Origin of the sequence: Mesorhizobium sp. YM1C-6-2 (genome assembly GCF_003666685.1) — a bacterium.
In the GTDB taxonomy this organism is placed as follows: Bacteria; Pseudomonadota; Alphaproteobacteria; order Rhizobiales; family Rhizobiaceae; genus Mesorhizobium_K.
In genome coordinates this window covers 275,655-297,261 of record NZ_RCIZ01000002.1, presented here as the reverse complement: position 1 = coordinate 297,261, position 21,607 = coordinate 275,655, and the positions used below count along the sequence as shown (strand labels likewise).

The following is a 21,607-nucleotide window of genomic DNA, read 5'->3' as shown; positions in this document are numbered from 1 at the left end:
GAGCGTGCCGACATGTCTTCAATACGCAAGCATCGCGACAAGTACCAAGTACGAATCCGCCGAACGGGATTCCCCACGATCACTAAGACTTTTCATAAACTGTCCGACGCTAAAGAATGGGCTCGACATCAGGAAAGACAAGCGGACAGAGGCGAGCTTGGTCCCGACAGGAAACAGCTTGATCGGATCACCCTGGCCGAACTCGTGACGCGTTACCGGAACGAAGTCGTCCCGGCCAAGAAGGGAGCCGAAATCGAGACAATTATACTCGACGCATTCCTCCGCCATCCGGTCTGTAAGAAACGCCTCTCTGATCTAACAACAGCAGACTTCGCCAGCTATCGGGATGAACGTCTCAGGACTATCTCCGGGAAGTCTCTAAAGCGACAGTTGTCGCCTGTCAGCAATATGTTTGAAGTCGCTCGCACTGACTGGAAAATCCCCCTCAGGCACAATCCACTTTCTGAGCTTTCCGTGAAGGCAAACGACAACAAGCGTGAAAGGCGTCTGCGCCCTGGCGAATTCGACAAGCTGCTGGAAGCCGCGAGGAAGTTGCGTAACCCCTACACCATGATTGTAGTTCGTTTTGCTCTCGAAACCGGCATGAGGCGCAGTGAGATTCTGGCGCTACGATTCGGGGACATCGACCTTGAGCGGCAAATTGCGACAGTCAGGGAATCGAAAAACGGCTATTCGAGAATCATCCCACTTTCGCCTACCGCAACGACGATCTTGGACAACGTTCTCGCCAAAATGAGCGCGGATGCTAGAGCGGAAAACAGGCGACTGTTTCCCACAACTCCCCTCGCACTTCGTCTCTCCTGGGATCGGCTGACGAAAAGGGCGAAGATCGAAGATCTTCATTTTCACGATTTACGGCACGAGGCTATTTCCCGGTTGTTCGAACTAGGTCTAACGGTTCCGGAAGTTGCCTCCATCAGCGGTCATCGCGACGTGAGAATGCTACTTCGATATGCTCACGCATCACTCCAGACTATCCGACGGAAATTCGACCGACATTCATGTGAAGGTTATCAGAATATTGACAAAACCTGAAATACGTGGTATACTAACCGTGTAGAGTGAGAGTTTTTCTCTTCCGGCTCCCAACCTTAATGCTCAAAAAATGTCCCTACGTAAGGGAGTCGGGGACAATTGTATCCATAGAAGAAATGACTTTTTTAGAAAGAAACCTTGAAAGCATGATAAATGACTATTTTGTTAAAAAAAGGTATAATGGACGAACTGGATGAAAGCATAAAAAAGCAGGGATACTCGGGATCAACCGACATACCAAAAATTGTCTACTTGGCGGCAATTTCCCGGGTATTCGACGATCCCGTTTCGCTGGTAGTTATGGGCCCATCTGGATCAGGAAAAACCTACTCCATCGAATCCGGGCTGCAATTCATAACGCCTAGCGCGATTGAAAGCATCGCAGGTATGAGCGAAAAAGCTCTGCCTTATTTGAACATCCCTTTGAAGCACCGTGTCCTCTTTTTGGGAGAGGCGTCAGGCATGGCTGACGGTCAAGGTCGAACCTTCCTCAGGCAACTGATGACAGAGGGGAAGATCGACTACCTGACCGTCCAGAAGAGCCAGAACGGTATGGACGGCGCCAAGCTGCCTACGACCGAGGGTCCCGTTTGCTTCATGATGGCGACGACTGCGAACCGTATCCACCACGAGGATCAGAGCCGCATGCTCGTTCTGAATATGGTGGAGGACCCAGCGCGGGTAAGGGAAGCGCTGAGAAACCAAGCCAGAGGTTTGACAAAGAGCACTGTCAAACTCGACCTCACCCCTTGGCACGACCTTTGCGACTACATCGCAGACAACAAGATGACGGTCCGGATCCCCTACGCTGAGCGGATTGCTGATCTACTTCCCACAACAGGCTATAAAATCCAGAGGGATTTCCCCAAGGTCTTGGCTCTCGTACGAGCTTGCGCACTTGTGCACTATAATCAGAGACAGACCGAAGGGGAAAGCGGAATCCTAGCCGATAGGAGCGACTACGAAACTGTCTATGCTCTAATCAATAAACCTCTTTCAGAGGGGATAGAGGCTACTGTAAAGCAGCCTGTTCGAACGGTCGTGGAGAAGGTAGCTGAGCTTCAGGCGGTGGGGCATTCCGGTGACGGGATCAGCCATTCCAAGTTGGCCGAGGTACTCGGTATTGATCGCTCGACGGTAGGTCGAAATATCAATGCAGGCATCTCAGCCGGCTATCTGGAGAACCGTAATCCTGGCCAAGGCAAAGAGGCCAAGGTGGTACTCGGAGAGCGCAAGCTCGAAAACGGAAGCGTTCTACCCAGTCCGGATGAGGTCTTCCATTCCCAGAGGAAGCCGGCATTGGCTTGGTAAGCCTCGCACAGGTGCACAAGTGAGCAGGCTCCGGCAGTTTCTAGTTGCCTGAACTTGTCACCAGAGACTTGCGTTGCCGCATTGAGGCGGGTGTCGTTGATGCCAGTGTGAGAATACTGGTGTCAGGGCATTCGCCTCACATGCTTTCCGGTTAACAATCGACATAAGTCGGTCCGCCCGGGAAGCTCTGCCTCAAGACACACGACTTTCTAGCATGTTGGCCCATCGACTGACCGACCGCCGCCCCTGCCGCTTGTCCTCGTCGCTGATTCTCAGCCGATGAAGAACCGCCACGCGCAATCGCACGATTTCGGGAAAGTTCGAGCCGACAATTGGCATAGCCCTCAGTTCCCTTTGCAAACCCATACGAAACACAAGCGCGATCATCTTCTCCTTCGCGCCGCATTTCTCCAGGTGAAACGCAGCCCGAAACTGCTCCCACGATCACCAACAACCACATGAAGCCCCTCATGCCGCTCTCCATGTCGAACAGACAAATTGAGACTGACACAGGAATTCAGAGGGGTGTCAAGGATACGTTACACGTGTTCTAAGCGAAGGCGGGCGGAAGCTTGTACTCAGGTGTCGTCGGATTTGAATGGCGACCTTATTGTTGGAGTGTAAACAATGAAAATACTGGCAGGTCGCAGAACCTCAGCTTAGCGAGGTAGAACAGATAGTTTACAAACCAAATTCTGAAAGCCTGTCCCGGGCATATACGACTAGCGTGCCACCCCCACCTGGCACTTGCCCACCCTGGCACGCTTCTCCCTCATCTTCAATTTCGCACAGTGGGAAAGTTTACATATCTCAGACACTGGAGGGTGCGGCGGCTGCGTGTACGTTTTTGTAAACAATCTTTCGGAACAAGCGATGTGAGGTTGGCAACGGTCCTTATGCCGACGGGTTTTGAACTTTCGGGAAGCGGAGGACCCGAATCCTATGTCCACAAAAGTATACCTTTCGAGCACGCGACTGTTGACCGTACCCTTTTCGTACACTAACAATTTGTCCATGTCTCTCTGAGAGGAAAGGGTACGTATATGGGCACTGTCGTGGCTTACGCCCGTGTCTCGACGGGAAAGCAGGACTACCAGGCACAGCTTGATCGCTTGAAGGCAGCAGGCGCTACGAAGCTCTTCTCAGAGAAGCGGTCAGGCTTGGACGGCAACAGACCTCAGCTGGCCGAGTGCCTTCGGTATGTCCGAGAGGGTGATACGCTGCTCGTTACCAAGCTGGACAGACTGGCTCGATCGACAGCCGACCTCTACAAGATCGTGACGGACCTCAGCGATAGAGGCATCGGTTTCAAGGTTCTGGACGATCCGGCTGTCGACACCACGTCGAGGACCGGCAAGCTCGTCATGGGCATACTGGCGCTGATCGCAGAGTTCGAGACGGAGATACGCCGGGAACGCCAGATGGAAGGCATAGCCAGGGCCAAGGCGGAAGGCAGGGTAGGAGGTCGGCCTAAGCTAGTGACCGATGCTGTTGTCGCAGAAGTACGGAAGCTGCGGGAGGACGGTGTCAGTATGCGAAAGATCGCTGCCCAGATAGGTTTCTGCAAGGCCACTGTCCAGAAGGTCGTCGCCTCCTTCCAAACCTGCAATTGAAGGGTTGGGTTACCTTCGCGCGTGTTCGTTGCGAGGCGATTAAGCCTTTCGTCAGTGTGATGTCGTTGTCGAAATCTCATCCAGAATGTCGAGAAGAAACCTTTGGATAGTCTCACAACCGGAGTCAGCTTCATCAGGTCGAATTGAAAAGGCGCCAAGGCCTGGGATAACCTCGTGGTACTCCTGCCACAAGAAATCCCGATGACCGGAGCCCTGCCCAGGATATAGTACATAGGCACCCATGGACCGCCTTATCGCATCCTTATATGCGTGCATCTTCAGCAAGTCACCTCGGGTGTACCTTCCGACTCTTTGCTTGTCCTTCTCTTCGTCAATATCTATCTCGGGGTCACCGAAAAGGTCCCTGAGTTGGTCGACGCTATACTTTGCATCGAAGTGCAAATGGATAAGTTTGCCAGCCATCGCCGCATCATTTTGATCAAAGGCAGCGGGCCAGAAGGAAACCGTGAAATCTGGACGCATCTTGCGCGACCAAGATTCCGAGTTCCCGGTATCGAGAAAGGTTAAGCGTTTCATGTTCGGCGTGGAAGGTCCATCGGAGAACGTGCGATTGTAGCTGAACTGGAGCTTCCATTCACAACCCTTGTGCGTGAGCGCGACGCTCGGAAGGGGCAGAACCTGCCCGGATTTTACTTTCAATCCGAACCCGTCGGAACGAGGGGACAAGATCGTCTTGATCACTTCCTCTCGTTCTGCTCCAAGCCAAGGTTCCAGCGCCTTTAGCATCACAAAGAACAGCCAGTATTCATACAAGGCGGCCGCGTTTCTGCTCCCTGCACTGATTACATCGCTCAGGCCGCCCCATGTCAGACGCCCAGCGGCGGTAAACTTGAGCCACGCCTCAAGCACTTGGCGATATCCTGCCTTCCTCTGAAGCACCGGACTGCCAAGGGGGAGTTCAGTGAGATGGGATATGTCTCGAAAGAAATCATGCCCGCGGTACTCTTCCATACGTCGGAGGAGCGGATCGATCTCTCGCCCAACGAAATGCGCAGCGCTTTTTCTTTTCGCCAGCAGCGTGCTGGAAATTGTAGTCAGGGTTTCGATGAACTGCTCTATGACGAAGAGAACGAAACGGTTCTCCTGTGTATCAAGCGTCTCGACAACTGCGCTGCTTTGTATGTAGCGGGGTATAGTAGGAAGCGAGGCCCTCAGAGGGTGGGAGGAGGCCAGCCGTTCGCGGGGATAGCGGGAAGCGATCTGTCTGCCAATGTCGGCACCGCCACTGACAGGCCTTGAAGCTGACCTCTCTTCATGGGTTGCTACCAGACGACTGTGTGGCTGGGCCAAAACCTGCTGTATCGCGGCTCTAAAATCCGCACAGTCGATGAGCGAGCGGAGAAAGAAGAATTGCTGCTGGAGCGCCTCGCCGTCCTTTGCAAGATCGAAATCCACGTCAACGGATGAAGGGGAGAACATCGACAAGAGCAGGTCCAAAGAGACGCTAGCGATGTCATCAAGCATTCGCCGGTAGTCGCTGCGGAAATCAAGCTTTCTCGAACGTACCTCAACTCTTGCCGAGCCAATCCGCCGTCCATCTCGAAGTAGGTGAAGCTGCAATGACCCAACGTAGAGGCCAGGGGTAATCATGCCTCGGTCGAGATCAACAGCTCCAACCATGAAGCGCTGAACGATGCCTGAGATGGGCTCAAGCTCGAACCCCGCATCGTTGACTTCATAATGGTAGGTGCATCCCTCCAAGAGCTGGATTTGCTCCTCACCATATTCGAGGGCCTCCGATGCGGACAATACACGTATCGCATCAACGTCGCTTTCGCGGGCGACGATTCGCAATTCCGTTAACGGATGGCCCTGGTCATTCTGAAAAGCGAGCCTCGTGAGCAAGAGCTACCCCTCTGCGAAGCTAACAAATCCAGTTGACTTGAGCTTCGTCAACATCCGTTCAATTTTCCTGTGTGAGAGAGGAAGGAAAGGCGTGGCGGTTACGTCCTCGGCAACAGTAGTCTGCGCAACGCCTTTCGAGTCAGCGATAGCAGCGTTCAGATCTGTCAAATTCTTGATCCCTGCCACTTCCCACTCATGCGCCTCCTGGCAGTAGGAGCGCAACTTCAGCAACAAAGGCTCAACCCGCTTCCGCGCCCCATGGATGCGGGGAAGGATTTTCTGAAGAACTTGATGATCTAACGCCGTGGCCAACACGTCGTGACGCTCTGCATCAGTTGCAGGCTGCGTAGCCTCGAAGGCGAACCAGAAGTAACGTACCATCTCGTCGGCGCTCCGGAAACCGAACTCCAGCTCTTCTTCTGTCAGAAGGTTGAAAAGGAGCAGTATCTCCCCTGCCGCAGGGTTCCGGACCGCTCCGGGCAGGTCTACCGGAGAGATATTCTTCTGATGAGCCTCAACTAGGACGTTGCCAAAGCCGCTCCCCTTTTGATCGACAGGAGTTGCGGGGGGCTTCGATAGGGTTAGGAACGTTTCCATCGCCTCAGGTGATGTCCTGAACTCGATGACGTTGGCGCGATCTAGCACCTTCGGGGAGAACATGTATGTCGTCTCATCGACGTTTACCGTTCCGATCACGAACAAGTTCGGGGGCATACTAGGTAGCTGGCTTGGAACGCCGCCCCTAGGCAGTGTATCGCCATGGAGGTGGATCGGCTCGTTAGGCGACTCAATGGCAGATAGGAAATCAGCAAAGTAGCGTTCTACGTGTGAGAGGTTCATTTCATCGAGGATTACGAAATAAGGTTGCTCGGGGTTGTTGGCTGCCCTCAGCAGCACATTAAGCACCTTCGTCCGAACATAACGGTTCTCATCGAGAGCATCCGCATACCCGAGAACATGTTCGTTCGAAGTCCAGTTTGCGCCGACCGCGACAACTGCATACTGGTCCGGCTGCGCAGAGCACCACCGCAGAAAAGACCGTGCAAGCAGCGTCTTGCCCGATCCAGATAGGCCGGTCAAAATCAGGAAGCGCTTGGCGAAGAGCGCCAGAAGCAGCCGATCGTCAACGTTCTGGACAACCGCGTACCCCGATGAGGAGAGATCGCTCCTCCAGCTTTCCGCCATGCTCTTGTATTGCATGAGGACGTCCCCTGCGTTGTCATAAACTGCCTTTGCGATTTCGATGATCTTGCCCGCCTTGCCCGCAGGAACGATCCACATACTTCGATTGTCTGGCCCTAGCTCCGCTGAAACACTTGCATAAGCTGCTTGCTCGATCGGCGCGACGGGTCGGGTCGGCTGATTATCCTTTTTCAAAACGATGAATGAGAGAGTGGATGTCGGGCGATCGAACGCCATGATGAGGAGGTCATTCTCGCGCACATCATACAACTCGCCAGGAATTGCGTCCCCTGCCAGCCGCCAATTCTTTCCGCCGCCTTGAAGCCGAATTGTTCTCCTAACGGTCCTTATCTCATGAGCGCTTCCTTGGGAGCCGTCCAGAAAGCGGGTGCTGATTTCGATGGGGTCTGCGCTGTCAAGATTGCGGTCGGGGAACCAGTCCGCAAGTACGTCCCGATTGATGTTGATGGCCCGCTCTCGACCCGCCGCCTCGCCCAGCGTTTGACGTGTACGGTTGAACCACCCTAAGTTTGAGGCAGCAAGTTTGCGCGCAGCATAGACAACATCACTCACGTCTATTCAGCCGCTTCCGCATGACGGACTGGGCACGCATCGACAAGTTGCTGCTTCAATTTCGAAGCAACCGCGAATGCGAGCAATGGTGGCACCGCGTTCCCTATCTGCGTGAGCTGGGTATTCATGCTGCCAGAAAAACGAAAGCCGTCAGGGAAGGATTGGATACGTGCAGCCTCCCGCAACGAGATACCGCGTGCCTGTTGGCTGTCGAAATGGATGTGAGAGTAGGCATCTTTTCCGATATGCGCCGGGAGCGTTCTCGCGGGCTGGTCGCGCCACATCTTGCGGAACTTGTTGGGGTAACGGTTATCCTTGTACGGAGGCACGGTAGCTGCGAACAGTTCTTTGTATTCCTGATCGTCCTCGGCAAGTTTCCGCTTCAGCTTTTTCTCAAGGTGGGCTAAGCGTTCGCGAAAAATCTCCTGTGCAGTCGCCAGAGCCTCGGGGTACATTCCGCCTTCAGGCATGCGCTTGAAAGTCTCATAGTCTCTGGGCGTGTAGCGTATGACGTGTCCGGTAAAGGTCGATCCTGCCTCGAAATGCGGCCATTTCTTCATCGCACGAGTGAAGGAGGTTTGCTCACTCTTATATTCGAACGACTGCGCAATATCGCGGGGTTGTCCCTTCCCCTTCTTTCCATCCAGGTGAGACACGATCCTGGGCAAATCAGCAAAAGCGTCCGATGCTGTCACAGCGGGGGAGAGCGCGGGTAAGGCATCAGCGTGATCGACGAAATGGTCGAAAGGGGGCAGCACCTGCAAGTGCCCCTTTCCGGACCGAGCGGTGGAATATCCGCCCGGGATTTCGCAGTGATGCGTGATCACAGGGAATTCGGGAGTGGTCGCGAGTTCTTTGCGGATGCCAATGATGATCATGCGCTCACGCAATTGCGGAACGCCATACCAAGCTGCGTTCAACAGGCAGTAGCGTGTCGAGTAGCCGAGCTCATCGGCGGTCGCTGCGACTTCCTCGGCCACATTGCGGCCCACGAACTTGCCAATCTCCCGCACATTCTCCATGACGAACGCAATCGGCTTCAACGATGCGACGAACCGAAGGTAGTGGTGGTACATCGAGGCTCGCTGATCTTCGCCGTGGGCGTGGTCTTTACCTGCCAGCCGCCAAAGAGCAGCACGGCCAAGACGGGAGAATGCCTGACAGGGAGGTCCGCCGATGACCACATCGACGCGCTCGTCTACACCGCCGTAGCGCTTCAGATGCGCCACTGCATCCTGCGGCTCAAGGGTGGTGATGTCGGAGAAGCTGCGGTAGTCACCCTCTGGCACCAGCGGTGCGAAATTCATCTCATGCGAGGCCCGGGCATAATCGTTGATCTCGACGGCCGCAACCGAGCGGAAACCAGCCCTGTCGAACCCCAAGCTCATACCGCCACATCCCGCGAAAAGATCGAGTGTACGGAGATATCCGCGCTTATCGGCCCGCCTGAGCTTCCCTAGGATAAAGGGCTCATCACCTACTCTCATATTCAATTTCGTACTCACAATTTCAGAGTCAGTGAGATTGACCCAGTGATGGTGATTCGTTTTGAATCATACCATTGTTCGATTCAGGAGTTAGTGGCGGCCGAGGCTTTCGGGCTGGCCTATCACAGCTCTGAGCGCCCGCCCCTTGCAAGCGCTACGGAAAGGGAAGACCCATATTGGCCGATATAGTAACAAAGCAAGAACGCTCGGCTATGATGGCGAAGATCAAGGGAAAAGACACGAAACCTGAGATGTTCGTACGCCAAGGCCTCTTTCGCCGCGGCTACCGCTTCCGGCTTCACAAGCTCATAGGCTCAATACGTCCGGACATCGTACTGACCCCGAGGAAAGTCGCTGTCTTCGTTCACGGCTGCTTTTGGCATCAACACGAGGGATGTAGGCATTACAGGCTACCCAAAAGCAATTTGCAGTTCTGGAGCAGCAAGCTTTCGAAGAACAGTACCAGAGACCGTAACAGCATAGTTTTTCTCAAAGAGGCCGGATGGCGCACAGCATTGATCTGGGAGTGTGCGACTAAGCGACCTGAGCTGATCGATGAGCTATCGAACTGGTTGGAGGGAGCAGATACCCTTTTCGTAGCTTCCGAAGCATCCGGTTGCCGTCGAGTAATGGAAATAGACGATCTTGAACTGTCGCCCCAGTTGGACTGATCGAACTCAAACACCTTTCGCGCAGGGTTGTCACACTGGTGTAACACCAAACATCGGAAGGCTTACCAAAGGCGTCGCATTGCGTGTAGCCGAGAAGATCGTCCACTGCGCAAGAAGTTGAATTTATTCAATCTTTCGATGCGAGCAGAGCGAGCAGCTGGATAGAGTGCTGCCCTCCGAAAGCAGCTTTCAGAAGGTCGAATTCTGTCGAGTGCACTGCCAATTTTGGTCCCACTGTGGCTCCACTTGACATTGATCGCGGCGCTTGGTCGGATGGGGCGGCGTAGCTGAGAAAAGATCGCAGACTGCGTAAGCAGCTGAATTCATTCAGTCTTTGAAGGAGCGAAAGCGACTGTCAGCGGGAGAGCACTACGTTGACATCGTAGGGGTCACAGGTTCAATCCCTGTCACGCCCACCATCCGAACTCACTGGAAGAGACTTTTTCGCCTAGTCGGCATCAATGAGCGTACAGCGCGCTCGGCTGTTCCACCCTACCGTTCGGCTAGGCAAAAGCGCCGGGGAGGTATGCCCGTTAGGCGAGCAGTTCGCCTACTGACGGCCTTACGGCTGAAAGCTGCCTGGGCCTAGGCATACCGGTTCGTCAACCGCGCGCTGTCGCACGCGCCTCGGCGATTGTCCGGGCGAACATGCCGGCGATCTCGTCGTCCCCGCTGGCAGCGCCCACCAGGAGCGTCAGCGCTTTTTCCAGCTCGATGCCGGCGTGAGGGGGGCGCTCCGAGAGCCACCGTTCGGCCAAGGCCAATTGTATCTGCTCGGCCCGCAATTCGGTCTTCTTGATCAATCCGCGCAAGGCCTCCGTCTCCTCGGCGGGAAATTCCTGCGGCGGTTGCTTGAGCGCCCGCCGCAGTCGCCGCAGCGGAAGCACGGTCTCCTCCCGCCAGCGGCGCATAGAGGCTTGTAGCCCGGCGATGTCGTGCTCGTCCAAGCCGTGGGTGAGGACGGTATCCGCGTATAGGACGACGATGAGGGCGATCACGTCGATCCCTGCCTCGTCCTGCAGACGCAAGCAGGTTTCCGCGATGCCGGGCCTACCATAGAAGGCGAGCGCGAAGCGCCAAAGATCGCCCTCCAGATCGAGCTTTTGCTTTTCCTGGTTCAATTCCCTACTCCAACAACGCCTCTGCCGATTCAGTCGTCTGACAATGCCAGCATCGTCCGTCGAAATCGTTCCGCCACTTCTTCGCGCAGTCGATGGCGGCCGGCCGTGACCTGCCGGCGGCCGTTCGCCCAAACGCCGTCCACGCTTGCTCCGTTGGCGAAGATCCAGGCGTCGAGGACAGCGTCGTTCGCCTTGCCGGCGAGCGTGGGATGGGCGCGGTCGAGCGAGACGAAATCGGCAGATGCGCCGGCAGTGAGACCACAGGCGGATGCGCCAAGCGCGGCAGAGCCTCCGACAATTGCGCGATCGAACAGGTCGCGGCCGTTGGAGCGGCCGGGCGCCGCCAGCACGTTGCGTTCCCGCCGCGCAAGGCGCTGGGAATATTCGAGCTGACGCAACTCGTCGGGAATGCCGATCAGCACATTGGAATCGGAGCCTATGCCCGATCGGCCTCCATTGTCGAGAAAGAGCGGCGCCGGAAAGGTCCCGTCCCCGAGGTTCGCCTCGGTGACCGGACAGAGGCCTGCCACGGCCCCGCTCGCCGCCATGCGTCGCGTCTCGTCCTCACTCATGTGCGTTGCGTGGATCAAACACCAGCGTCCGTCAACAGCGGCGTTGTCGAGAAGCCATTCGACAGGCCTTGCACCCGACCAGGCAACGCAATCCTCGACCTCGCGCACCTGCTCGGCGACATGGATGTGGATCGGACCGTCGGGGGCGAGTTCGACAAGGGCGTTCAACTCCCGAGGCGTGACCGCACGCAGGCTGTGCGGGGCAATGCCCACCGCCGCTTCAGGCATCGACCGGACGGCGTTTCGGCTCGCCTCCAGAAGGCGTGCAAAACCATCGAGGTCGTTGATAAAGCGACGCTGGCCTTCATTCGGCGCAGCGCCGCCGAAACCCGAATGGGCATAGAAGACCGGAAGAAGCGTCAGGCCTATTCCCGTCGAGCTGGCCGCCGCCGCGATGCGGTTGGCCATCTCGGCAACATCGTCATAAGTCTGCCCGTCATGATCGTGGTGCAGATAGTGGAACTCTCCGACCCGCGTGAACCCTGCCTCCAGCATCTCGACATAGAGTTGGGCGGCAACCGCCTCGACGTGCTCCGGGGTCATGGACAGCGCGAAGCGGTACATGACCTCGCGCCATGACCAGAAGCTGTCAGCTCCGGGCCCCCGCGTCTCAGCCAGCCCTGCCATTCCGCGCTGGAAGGCGTGGCTGTGCAGGTTGGGCATGCCGGGCAGGAGGATCGCCGCCTGCTCATCGCCCGCGACCGCTGGGACACCGGCCTCGACCGAGGCGATGCGTCCGCCGGCCACGGCGATCCGCACGTCCTTTGCCCAGCCCTCCGGCAGCAGCGCCTCGCCTGCATGAAGCGTCAAATCGATCTTCTCGCTCATTGAGAGTCCGATGTCAGAGAAAAACTGGGTCTGAAGCGGCAACGTCCGTCATGAAGGTCGGGACCAGGACCGGCAACGGCGCAAGTCCGCGGCGGACACCGGTTGGATGATCGGGGTTGCCAAACAACCGCCCACACGGCGTTCATCTCGCTTCTGACCCGATTCATTGTCTCTCGAAACGCATTGGCGAGAGGCTCGATATGTCGACAGGCGAAAGCCGTCCTGCCGCCAGTTCCGAAAGAACCTTTCCGGCCATCGGACCCGGACCGAAGCCGTGACCACTGAACCCCGTTGCAACGAGCAGGCCCGATATGCCGTCGACCGTCCCCAGCACGGGGATGACATCCGGCATGACGTCGATGATCCCTGCCCAGGAAGTCTCGATCTGCAAGTCAGCCAATACGGGAAAGAGATGAGCAAATTCGCGGCGCGCCTGTTCCACGCGAAAAGGCTCCGGACGCGCATCGTCCCGGCTCGGCGGAAAATCGGCCAGCGGCGACGTCGTCTTCCCCGGAAGCAGCCGCTTGAGCGGTGCGAGATAGTCTATGCGGGCAGCATCGGGATTGGACTTTCGGGTGGCTTCGTACCAACGCATGTGACGCCAGGAATCCAGGCGCAGGTCGTATTCGCCTCCCGCTACCGATATCACATAGGCTCCATTCACATCCTGGCGGATTCCGGTTTGCTGACCGGAGACGCAGGCCGGTATTCGCTGATCGGACGCGGCGACCGTTCGCGCCACCGTTGCACGGATGAACTCCTGCGGCAGGCTCAATCCCGCCTTCCGCAACAATGCCGCACTCCCGGCGCCGGCGGCGGTGACAACCGTCTTCGCCCGGTAAAGCCGATCGCCGATCTGAACGCCGGAGACTTTCCCGGCGCTCGTGTCTATGCGCGTCACCGGCTCGCCGAAGCAGACTGCCGCACCCGCTCCGAGCGCGGCATCAAAAAACGCGCGGGTCGCCCGCGCCGGCTCGGCCTTCCCGTCGCTCGCCGTGTACATCGCTCCGACGACGCCGCGACCGGTCGCCAGTTGCGGTATCAGGGCATGGGTTTCCGTTGCCGACAGCATACGCGTGTCGAGGCCGAACTCCTCGACCGCGCGCCGCTGCCAGTCACGCCGCGCAACAAGATCCGCTTCGCTGAACGCCAGCGACAGGTTGCCCCCCTGCTGCCATCCGACGCGACACCCGAGTTCTGCTTCGAGGCCTTCCCAGATCCGCAAGGCGCCGATCATCAAGGAGAGTTCTCGAAAGTCCCGGTTCTGTTGACGGATAAAGCCGAGATTTCGACCGGACTGGGCTGATCCCGGGCCATCGCGCTCCACGATCAGGACGCGCATGCCGCTACGGGCGGCGTAGTACGCCGCCGAGCACCCGACGATGCCCCCACCTATGACGATAACATCCCAATCGCGTGTGGATTTCGTTCCCATCGGAATGCCGCGTCATTGCACCCTGGAGAGAAACGCCCGCGTCCGTTCAAAAGCGGGATTGTCGAGAACCTCGGCAGGCTTGCCGCATTCGACGATCCTGCCTCCCTCCATGAACGCTATGCGGTGACACACTTCGCGCGCGAACGACATCTCGTGTGTGACGACCATCATCGTCATGCCATCCGAGGCCAGGTCGCGCATCACTTCGAGCACTTCGCCGACCAGTTCCGGATCGAGAGCGCTGGTCGGCTCGTCGAAGAGAATGACCTTCGGCTTCATGGCCAGCGCACGGGCGATGGCGACGCGTTGCTGCTGCCCGCCGGAAAGCATGCGTGGGTAATTCTGCATCTTGTCGGAGAGCCCGACCCGGGTGAGCAGTTGGATCGCCCGCTCCTTGGCCTCCTCGCGCGGAATGCGCAGCACATGAACGGGCGCTTCCATCACATTTTCGAGCGCGGTCTTGTGGCCGAACAGATTGAAGTTCTGGAAGACCATTCCGATGCGGGCGCGTTGCTTGGCAATCAGCTTTTCCGGCAGCTCGTGGGCGTGATTGCCGGCGCGCCTGTAGCCAATCAGCTCCCCATCGACCGTCACGCTGCCGCTGTCGATCCGCTCGAGGTGATTGACACAGCGCAGCAGCGTCGATTTGCCGGACCCCGACGGTCCGATCAGGCTGATGACCTCGCCTGCGGACACTGTGAGGTTGATATCGCGCAGAACAGGCAGGTTGCCGAAATTCTTGGACACCCGGTCGAACACAATCATGGGAGCGTGCATGGTTTGCCGGTTCTCTGGTGAAAAGTGCATCATGTCGATGTGTTGCGAGAGCGGGCAAAATGCCGTTCGATGCGGCTTTGCAGCCAGCTCAGGATGGTCGTCGCGAAAAGGTACCACAGGCAGGCGACGATCAGCAGCGGAATGGTCTGGAAGTTGCGGGAATAGATCGTCTGGGCCGAATAAAGCAGGTCCGAGAGCGAAATCACGCTGACCAGCGAAGACGTCTTCAGCATGCCGATCGTCTGATTTCCCGTCGGGGGGATGATCACCGGCATTGCCTGCGGCAGCACGATGCGCCACAGTGCTTTCCTCGCCGTCATACCCAGCGAAGTCGCGGCCTGGCGCTGGCCCGGGTCGACCGCAAGCAGGCCGCTGCGGATGATCTCGGACATGTAGGCCCCTTCATTGAGGCCCAGCCCGAGCACCGCTGCGGTGATCGGCGAGATGAGGGTGTTGGTAGGAACCGAGACGCCCCAGTCGGTGAAGGGGATGCCCAGGGACAGTTCAGGGAACAGCGCGCCCAGATTGTACCAGAAGATCAGCTGGACGAGGACCGGCGTCCCGCGGAAGAACCAGATATAGGCGTTGGCAACCGTCGAGATCACGACGTTTCCGGACATCGCCATGACGGCAAAAACCGTCCCCAGCACGACGCCGATAACCATCGTGACGAGCGTCAGCCAGATGGTGAGATAGAAGCCGGAAAGTATGCGGGCGTCGAACAGGTATTCCCCGACGACAGCCCAGCCGAAGTTCGCGTTTCCGGCGATGGAAACCAGAAAATACACCACCGCCAACGACAGCATCACCGCGGCCACACGGGTTCCCCAGGCGCGGGCGGGGACGTAAGTCAGCATTGGTTCGTCCGACTGGTGAGAGCCGGAGGGCTCCCGATCATCTTGCTTGACTAGGGACATGGGCGCTCGGTGATTGTGCAGGAAAAAGGGCCGACGGTATCAACCGCCGGCCCGTCGGCACTATTTCGTCGGGACGGTCTCGAGGTTGATGCCCGGCTCGTGTTCCATCTTCATGGGTTCGACGTTCCAGGTGGCATAGATCTTGTCATAGGTGCCATCCGCGCGGACCTCCTTGAGCGCGGCCAGCAGAGCCTTGCCAAGATCCTCTTCATTCTTGCGGAAGGCAATTCCGCTCGGCTTGCGCGGCAGGATCGGCATCGGCACGACCTTCACCGGGTTCGGCGCTGCCTTCTTGATTTCCTGGGCGGACGCCGCGGACGTCAGCACGAAGTCGGTGCGCCCCGAATAGACGGACAGAAGCGTCGCGTCCGAAGTTCCGAATTCGGAAACCGTCGGCGCCGGCTTTCCCGCCTCGCTGCAGGCCGCCGCCATCTCGGCCGTGATCATGCCGACCCATTCGGTTCCGCTCTGCGCCGCGCCCTTCAGGCCGCAAAGCGCCAGATGATCGTTGATCTCCGCGCCCTTGGATTCCAGCACATAGGCCGACGAGGTCGTGTAACCGTAGTCGACGAAACTCACGACCGCCTGACGCTCGGCGTTATCGGTGATGCCTTCCATGGAAATGTCCCACCGGCCGGACTGAACGCCGGGGATCATGGAGTCGAAGGCCACCGACGTCACTTCCACCTTCACGTTCAGCCGCTCTGCGATCGCATCCCAAAGATCGACCTCGAACCCGACCATCTTCCCGGCGTCGTCGATGTACTGGAACGGCGGATATTTGGCGTCCGTCACCAGGTTGATGACGCCCGCGTCGCGATATTTCTGGGGCAGGAGGTCGGCCGCGCTCTGGGCGTGAACGGCGCCAGCCGCCAGCAAGAGGCCAGGCAGGGCTATTGCCAGCGTGGCGCCGATCTTGCCGCGCCGGTATTCATCACTCTTCTTCATAACGATACTCCCATTGTTGATCCGGTCCGGCTGTCGGCTCACAGCCGGGATTTGGTCTTCATTCGGTCCGACACCGGTCCACAGTCCGGTCGTCGGACCCTTCGCCGATCAGCCGATGACGAAGGGGTTCGCAATCTCTTCAGCGGTCGAGAGCCAGACAGCCTTGGTCTGCAAGAACTCCCGGATACCCTCGATGCCGTTCTCGCGGCCGATGCCACTCTTTTTGTACCCGCCGAAGGGTGTGGTGTATGAAACGTCCCGATAGGTGTTGACCCAGACGCTGCCGGCCTCCAGGCGCTCGGACATCAGGATCGCGCGACGCATGTCCGCGGTCCAGACGCCTGCCGCCAAGCCGAATTCGCTGTCATTCGCGATCGCAATGGCTTCTTCAGGCTCGTCGAAGGCGATGGTGGCGAGCACCGGACCGAACACCTCCTCGCGGGCGATGCGCATGTCGTTGTTGACGCCCGCAAAGATCGTCGGCTCGACGAAATAACCCGCTTCGCATTCGGCGATGTCGGGACGCTTGCCACCGAGGACGAGATCGGCGCCTTCCTGCACGGCAATGTCGATGTAGCCCAGTACTTTCTCGTACTGCATCGAGTTGGCGATCGGGCCGATCCGCGTGTCGGCATGTTTCGGGTCGCCAATGCGTGCGGTCTTGGTGAACGCCGTCAGCTTTTCGAGGAACTGGTCCTGCACTTTGCGATGGACCAGGAGACGCGACCCGGCAATGCAGGTCTGACCCACGGCGCCGAAAATACCGCCGACGACGCCGCGCACGGCATTGTCCAGATTGGCATCGTCGAAAACGATGTTGGGAGACTTGCCGCCGAGTTCCAGGCTGACGCGCTTGATGTCCTTGGCTGCCAGTGAATAGAGATGCGCGCCGGTGCGCGTGGATCCGGTGAAGCCCACGTGGCGGGCGAGCGGATGCGTCACCAACGGCTCGCCTACCTCAGGTCCAAAGCCGGTCACGACGTTGATGACGCCCGGCGGAAAGCCGGCCTTTTCCACCAGTTCCATGAGCTTGAGCGCGGTCGCCGACGTATACTCCGCCGGCTTCATCACCAGCGTGCAGCCTGCCGCCAGAGCCGGCGCCGCCTTGAGCGAAAACAGGAACAGCGGCGCATTCCAGGGCACGATGCCGACACAGACGCCGAGCGGTTCGTGCCGCGAGAAGCTCAACGCGTTCTTGTCGCAGGGGTGAACCGCGCCCTCGATCTTGTCCGCCAGGCCTGCATAATAGTGATACCAGCGCGGAATGTAGCGGATCTGGTGCCGCATCTCGGCCAGCAACCGGCCATTGTCGCGCACCTCAATTTCAGCCAGCGCATCGGCGTTTTCCTCGATCAATTCGGCAAAACGCTGAATGACGCGGCCACGAAGGCTTGGATGCATCGTGCGCCACGGGCCGTTTGTGAACGCGTTATGCGCGGCCTGAATGGCCCGGTCGGCATCTTCAGCGTTGCCGCGAGGCACCAGAGCCCAAGGCTTTGCCGTGAAAGGATCGATCGTTTCCAGATATTCGCCGGAAGCGGGGGCCACCCATTCGCCGCCGATATACATCGCTAGCTTCGGCAAATTCTCGGTCGGCATATTTCCTCCAAAAGCTTGGTAGCCGCACCCCAAAATCCGACGCGAGGATTCGCTTCTTCATGCATTCGGGTGCAAAGTGATATTGGTTTGGAATGAAACTGATATTTTTTTAGCTGTCAACAGAATGGTTTTGAGCGACTTATAATGTTGTGCTTTTTTGGCAGAAACGCTGCGATCCTGGGGAAAACGGCAGTGAATCACAATTCTGCAGGGCAGTGACGGCAAGCCCGGGTTGATTTCCCAACGGGATTGATATGAGTGTTTTATGTGGATAATGATATCACTATGGATCGACCAGTGAATTCAGAGCTTCCCCTCTACGAACAGATCAAGACCGTGATCGATCGGCGTATCGAGACCGAGGAATGGCCCGCCAATTTCCAGGTGCCTTCCGAAGGCGATCTCGCCGGTGAGTTCGGCGCCTCCAGGCTGACTGTACGAAGAGCGTTGCGCGAACTGCAGGCCGACGGCCTGCTGGTGCGGATTCAAGGCCGGGGCACGTTCGTCATCGGGCCAAGAATGCAGTGCGCGATATTCAGCCTGCCGGACATCACCGAGGAGATTTCCTTCTCGGGCGGAGCTCACACCTGCCGCGTGCTGCAACACGCGATACTCGGGAAGGACAGCCCCGGCCGGAACATGCTCCAACTGCCGCCGGAAGACGTCGTCTTCTTTTCCCGGCTCATCCATCTGGAAGACGGGACCCCGATCCAGCTCGAGGATCGGTATGTGAACGGTGCGGAGGCGCCCGGCTACATCGAACAGGATTTCACCAACGTAACGCCGCACAACTGGCTTCTCCGCGAGACCACCGTGACGACGATCGACAACACCATTCGCGCAATCCGTGCGGATGAGGACGTGCGGAACTACCTGCAGATCGACGGGAACCAGCCTTGCCTGCTGCTCGACCGTTCCACATGGCGCGACGGGATCCCGGTCACCCGCAGCCGCTTCATCTATCCCGGCGACCGCTATCGCCTGCGCTCGACCCACGAAGCGCGCACCAATCGCATTCTCAGCATGCCCGGAAAGGGCCGCTGATTTTCCGCCCAGGAGGATTTCATGAGAGAGTTCATCCGCAAGCTTGAGGAGCGAGGGGACGTCTTGCGGGTGGACCGCGAGATCGATCCGGCTCATGAGCTTGCCGCCGTGACCCAGCTGGCGCAGAAGAAGTGGGCCAAGCCGGTTCTGTTCACCAATGTGAAGGGGACGCGGTTTCCCGTCATCAGCAACGTCTACAGCACCCGCGAGCGCCTGGGCGAGGTCATCGGCATCGACGCCGGCGACTTCTGCCGGCAATGGAGCAAGCTTGCTTCGTTGGGCTCGTCGGAACTGAAGGAACCGCTCGTCCCGGCGACGGACCTCCCGGAATACGATGAGGTCAAGCTGTCAGACCTGCCGCTGATCACCTATTCCGACAAGGACGGGGCTCCCTATTTCACCTCGGCCATGTTCATCGCCAAGGACCCCGAGACCGGCGTCGGCAATCTGTCCTACCATCGCTCCATGTATATCAGCGACAGCGAGCTGCGCTGCCGCCTCGCTCCCCGCCATCATCTCACGATCTATCACGAGAAGGCCGAAAAGATGGGCAAGCCGCTCGAGGCGGCCATGCTTATCGGCCCGCCAGCACATGCCTTCCTGACCGCGGCAGCCCCCCTGCCCTACGATGTCGACGAGCTCGAGGTGGCGGCGCGCCTGCGCGGGCGCCCGATCGCGATGCGCAAATGCAACCATATCGATCTGGAAGTGCCGGCCGAAACCGAGGTCGTCATCGAAGGGCGCTTCCTGCCCAACGAGCGGCGCCCGGAAGGTCCCTTCGGCGAGTTCATGGGCTACTATGTCCCCGTGGGGCCCAACGCCGTGTTCGAGGTTCTCGGCGTCACCGTGCGCAAGGACGCTATCTTCCACTCGATCCTCTGCGGCTCGCCGGAAGAGGTGCTCACGCTCGAGCTTTCGGTGTCGGCGAATATCTATCAGCGGCTGTCGGCGGCGTTGCCCGGCATCGTCAACGTCACCTGCCAGCCTTTCGTCAACCATGCTATCGTCCAGATCGAACCCCAGTTCGAAGGCCATGCACGCCAGGTGATGCTCGCCACGATCGGGGCGGAGCCGATATGGGCAAAACAGATCACCGTCGTCGACACCGACGTCAATATCTACGACATGGACGACGTCCAGTGGGCCATTCTCACGCGTTGCCGGCCTGACAAAAGCATGATGATCATACCGGAGACGCCGTCATTCTACCGGGACGAAAAGAAGGACCATTGGGGCCGTCTTCTCGTGGACGCCACCAAACCATGGGGGAGAGAGCCGGAATTCGAACGCAAGCGGCTTCGTATGGCCGATCAGGTTCGATCCGAAGACTGGTTCCCAGGCAGGTAACAATGACGTCGCGGCGGCTCATAATCGGTATCTCCGGCGCATCAGGGGCAGCGTACGGTCTCGCGGCGCTGGAGCTCGCCCGATCCGCAGGCGTCGAGACGCATCTCGTGGTCTCCCGCTCGGCCATGCTGACGCTTCATCAGGAGCTCGGCCTGCACAAGGCCGACCTGGACGGGCTCGCCGACGTCATCCATCCGGTGTCCGATGTCGGCGCGACGATCGCGTCGGGGTCGTTCCGCACCATGGGGATGCTTGTCGCACCCTGTTCGGTGAGGACCATGTCGGAGATAAGCACCGGGGTCACCTCGACGCTGATGAGCCGCGCTGCCGACGTCGTGCTCAAGGAACGGCGCCGCCTCGTCCTGATGGTCCGCGAAACGCCTCTTCATCTCGGGCATCTGGAAACGATGGTGCGCCTCACGCAGATGGGCGCGATAATCATGCCGCCCGTGCCGGCCTTTTATGCCAAGCCGGCGAGCCTTGACGAAGTCGTCAGCCATTCCGTCGCCCGGGCGCTGGACCTCTTCGACATCGACACGGGCGCCGTCAAGCGGTGGGGCGGCCTCAAAGAGGGCCTGCGCGACACGCTGCTCCCGGAATAAGAGAGACAGTTCTTCGGGCTTCTTGAACGAGGCCGTTCGGCTGCCCGAGATTCATAGCCGCCTCTAACCGCCAGCCCTATCAGGCACGATCATTCTCACTCGGCGGCGAGTGCAAAGCCGCCGGTGGACTTCAGTGCCGCCGCTGCTTGGCCAACCGCCTGTGATACTCTCCCAAGCGCGGCGTCGGAGACAATTTTGCCGCCTGCAAAATCACGCTCCGATGCGTAGATCGCGGTGGGCAAGGTAAGCGCCTCGAAAAAACCGAAGAGGGGTCGGAGCGAATGCTCGGCTATCAAGGCGTGGCGATCGCCGCCGCCGGTGGCCGTGAGCACCACCGGCTTGCCTCGCAAGGCTGCCGGCTCGACGAGGTCGAAAAAGTGCTTGAACAGCCCGGTGTAGCTTCCCTTGTAGGTCGGTGATCCCACGACCAGGATGTCCGACCCGACAATCTGTTCGAATATGCCTTGTGCCTGCCCGTCGAGTTCGCTCGCTCGACGGGCCTGCAGCAGCGACGCACCGAGATCTTCGATGTCGTATGTACGCCCCGTCAGGCCCGTGGTCCTGGCAACGTCCTGCACAACATGATCGACGAAGGCAAACGTCTTGGAGGGTCGGCTGATGTTTCCCGAGAACCCGATTACCGTCGCATGCGACATCA

At 58.5% G+C, this 21,607-nt stretch carries 18 protein-coding genes; 7 read left to right on the top strand and 11 right to left on the bottom strand.

Annotation, left to right across the window (positions count from 1 at the left end; genetic code table 11):
* Positions 1-12 precede the first annotated feature (12 nt).
* The 3 genes from D8676_RS06325 (at position 13) to D8676_RS06310 (ending at position 3,980) form a co-directional block, all read left to right on the top strand.
* A complete protein-coding gene (locus D8676_RS06325; RefSeq protein ID WP_121580005.1) occupies positions 13-1,056 on the top strand; it encodes a site-specific integrase in 1,044 nt (347 codons plus the stop codon).
* 180 nt (positions 1,057-1,236) lie between these two features.
* A complete protein-coding gene (locus D8676_RS06320) occupies positions 1,237-2,367 on the top strand; it encodes a hypothetical protein (protein ID WP_147448161.1) in 1,131 nt (376 codons plus the stop codon).
* 1,043 nt (positions 2,368-3,410) lie between these two features.
* Positions 3,411-3,980: a recombinase family protein gene (locus tag D8676_RS06310; protein WP_121580002.1), complete on the top strand. Its 570-nt coding sequence runs from the start codon at positions 3,411-3,413 to the stop codon at positions 3,978-3,980.
* 51 nt (positions 3,981-4,031) lie between these two features.
* On the opposite strand, the gene D8676_RS06305 is transcribed toward D8676_RS06310, so the two are convergent.
* The 3 genes from D8676_RS06305 to D8676_RS06295 are packed head-to-tail and all read right to left on the bottom strand — an operon-like array spanning position 4,032 to position 9,088.
* Positions 4,032-5,846, bottom strand: a complete 1,815-nt coding sequence (locus D8676_RS06305; RefSeq protein ID WP_121580001.1) for a DUF2357 domain-containing protein — start codon at positions 5,844-5,846, stop codon at positions 4,032-4,034.
* Positions 5,847-5,849: 3 nt separating this feature from the next.
* Positions 5,850-7,601 carry a hypothetical protein gene (locus D8676_RS06300; protein WP_121580000.1) on the bottom strand — a complete coding sequence of 584 codons (1,752 nt, stop codon included), beginning with the start codon at positions 7,599-7,601 and terminating at the stop codon, positions 5,850-5,852.
* A 2-nt stretch (positions 7,602-7,603) separates the two neighbouring features.
* Positions 7,604-9,088, bottom strand: coding sequence for a DNA cytosine methyltransferase (locus D8676_RS06295; protein WP_121579999.1), 1,485 nt, complete (start codon positions 9,086-9,088; stop codon positions 7,604-7,606).
* 176 nt (positions 9,089-9,264) lie between these two features.
* On the opposite strand from D8676_RS06295, the gene vsr reads away from it, so the two are divergent.
* Positions 9,265-9,759 carry a DNA mismatch endonuclease Vsr gene (gene vsr / locus D8676_RS06290; RefSeq protein WP_210210704.1) on the top strand — a complete coding sequence of 165 codons (495 nt, stop codon included), beginning with the start codon at positions 9,265-9,267 and terminating at the stop codon, positions 9,757-9,759.
* A 602-nt stretch (positions 9,760-10,361) separates the two neighbouring features.
* Here the strand turns inward: vsr and D8676_RS06285 are convergent.
* The 7 genes from D8676_RS06285 to D8676_RS06255 all read right to left on the bottom strand — a co-directional run bounded on the left by D8676_RS06285 (position 10,362) and on the right by D8676_RS06255 (position 17,956).
* Positions 10,362-10,880, bottom strand: coding sequence for a TIGR02444 family protein (locus D8676_RS06285; RefSeq protein ID WP_183096998.1), 519 nt, complete (start codon positions 10,878-10,880; stop codon positions 10,362-10,364).
* A gap of 29 nt (positions 10,881-10,909) precedes the next feature.
* Positions 10,910-12,280 carry a formimidoylglutamate deiminase gene (locus tag D8676_RS06280; RefSeq protein WP_121579997.1) on the bottom strand — a complete coding sequence of 457 codons (1,371 nt, stop codon included), beginning with the start codon at positions 12,278-12,280 and terminating at the stop codon, positions 10,910-10,912.
* 163 nt (positions 12,281-12,443) lie between these two features.
* A complete protein-coding gene (locus D8676_RS06275; RefSeq protein ID WP_121579996.1) occupies positions 12,444-13,715 on the bottom strand; it encodes an FAD-binding oxidoreductase in 1,272 nt (423 codons plus the stop codon).
* Between the two features lie 12 nt (positions 13,716-13,727).
* On the bottom strand, positions 13,728-14,492 hold the full coding sequence (locus D8676_RS06270; RefSeq protein WP_121579995.1) for an amino acid ABC transporter ATP-binding protein: 765 nt from the start codon (positions 14,490-14,492) through the stop codon (positions 13,728-13,730).
* A gap of 29 nt (positions 14,493-14,521) precedes the next feature.
* Positions 14,522-15,349 carry an amino acid ABC transporter permease gene (locus D8676_RS06265; protein WP_245426635.1) on the bottom strand — a complete coding sequence of 276 codons (828 nt, stop codon included), beginning with the start codon at positions 15,347-15,349 and terminating at the stop codon, positions 14,522-14,524.
* 120 nt (positions 15,350-15,469) lie between these two features.
* Entirely contained in the window at positions 15,470-16,357 is an 888-nt protein-coding gene (locus D8676_RS06260) for an ABC transporter substrate-binding protein (RefSeq protein WP_245426634.1), read from the bottom strand.
* A 108-nt stretch (positions 16,358-16,465) separates the two neighbouring features.
* Positions 16,466-17,956, bottom strand: coding sequence for an aldehyde dehydrogenase (locus D8676_RS06255; protein ID WP_121579993.1), 1,491 nt, complete (start codon positions 17,954-17,956; stop codon positions 16,466-16,468).
* Between the two features lie 285 nt (positions 17,957-18,241).
* On the opposite strand from D8676_RS06255, the gene D8676_RS06250 reads away from it, so the two are divergent.
* The 3 genes from D8676_RS06250 to D8676_RS06240 are packed head-to-tail and all read left to right on the top strand — an operon-like array spanning position 18,242 to position 20,949.
* On the top strand, positions 18,242-19,000 hold the full coding sequence (locus D8676_RS06250; RefSeq protein ID WP_121579992.1) for a UTRA domain-containing protein: 759 nt from the start codon (positions 18,242-18,244) through the stop codon (positions 18,998-19,000).
* 21 nt (positions 19,001-19,021) lie between these two features.
* Positions 19,022-20,347, top strand: a complete 1,326-nt coding sequence (locus tag D8676_RS06245) for a UbiD family decarboxylase (RefSeq protein WP_121579991.1) — start codon at positions 19,022-19,024, stop codon at positions 20,345-20,347.
* 2 nt (positions 20,348-20,349) lie between these two features.
* Positions 20,350-20,949 carry a UbiX family flavin prenyltransferase gene (locus D8676_RS06240; protein WP_121579990.1) on the top strand — a complete coding sequence of 200 codons (600 nt, stop codon included), beginning with the start codon at positions 20,350-20,352 and terminating at the stop codon, positions 20,947-20,949.
* A gap of 95 nt (positions 20,950-21,044) precedes the next feature.
* Here the strand turns inward: D8676_RS06240 and msuE are convergent, their stop codons facing one another.
* Positions 21,045-21,605: an FMN reductase gene (gene msuE, locus D8676_RS06235; RefSeq protein WP_121579989.1), complete on the bottom strand. Its 561-nt coding sequence runs from the start codon at positions 21,603-21,605 to the stop codon at positions 21,045-21,047.
* Between the last annotated feature and the right edge of the window lie 2 nt (positions 21,606-21,607).

Bases quoted from the DNA above. Each gene is read 5' to 3' on its own strand.
- D8676_RS06325 (WP_121580005.1), top strand. From the start codon at position 13: ATGTCTTCAATACGCAAGCATCGCGACAAGTACCAAGTACGAATCCGC.
- D8676_RS06320 (WP_147448161.1), top strand. From the start codon at position 1,237: ATGGACGAACTGGATGAAAGCATAAAAAAGCAGGGATACTCGGGATCA.
- D8676_RS06310 (WP_121580002.1), top strand. From the start codon at position 3,411: ATGGGCACTGTCGTGGCTTACGCCCGTGTCTCGACGGGAAAGCAGGAC.
- D8676_RS06295 (WP_121579999.1), bottom strand. From the start codon at position 9,088: ATGAGAGTAGGTGATGAGCCCTTTATCCTAGGGAAGCTCAGGCGGGCC.
- D8676_RS06280 (WP_121579997.1), bottom strand. From the start codon at position 12,280: ATGAGCGAGAAGATCGATTTGACGCTTCATGCAGGCGAGGCGCTGCTG.
- D8676_RS06275 (WP_121579996.1), bottom strand. From the start codon at position 13,715: ATGGGAACGAAATCCACACGCGATTGGGATGTTATCGTCATAGGTGGG.
- D8676_RS06270 (WP_121579995.1), bottom strand. From the start codon at position 14,492: ATGCACGCTCCCATGATTGTGTTCGACCGGGTGTCCAAGAATTTCGGC.
- D8676_RS06265 (WP_245426635.1), bottom strand. From the start codon at position 15,349: ATGCTGACTTACGTCCCCGCCCGCGCCTGGGGAACCCGTGTGGCCGCG.
- D8676_RS06260 (WP_245426634.1), bottom strand. From the start codon at position 16,357: ATGAAGAAGAGTGATGAATACCGGCGCGGCAAGATCGGCGCCACGCTG.
- D8676_RS06255 (WP_121579993.1), bottom strand. From the start codon at position 17,956: ATGCCGACCGAGAATTTGCCGAAGCTAGCGATGTATATCGGCGGCGAA.
- D8676_RS06250 (WP_121579992.1), top strand. From the start codon at position 18,242: ATGGATCGACCAGTGAATTCAGAGCTTCCCCTCTACGAACAGATCAAG.
- D8676_RS06245 (WP_121579991.1), top strand. From the start codon at position 19,022: ATGAGAGAGTTCATCCGCAAGCTTGAGGAGCGAGGGGACGTCTTGCGG.
- D8676_RS06240 (WP_121579990.1), top strand. From the start codon at position 20,350: ATGACGTCGCGGCGGCTCATAATCGGTATCTCCGGCGCATCAGGGGCA.
- msuE (WP_121579989.1), bottom strand. From the start codon at position 21,605: ATGTCGCATGCGACGGTAATCGGGTTCTCGGGAAACATCAGCCGACCC.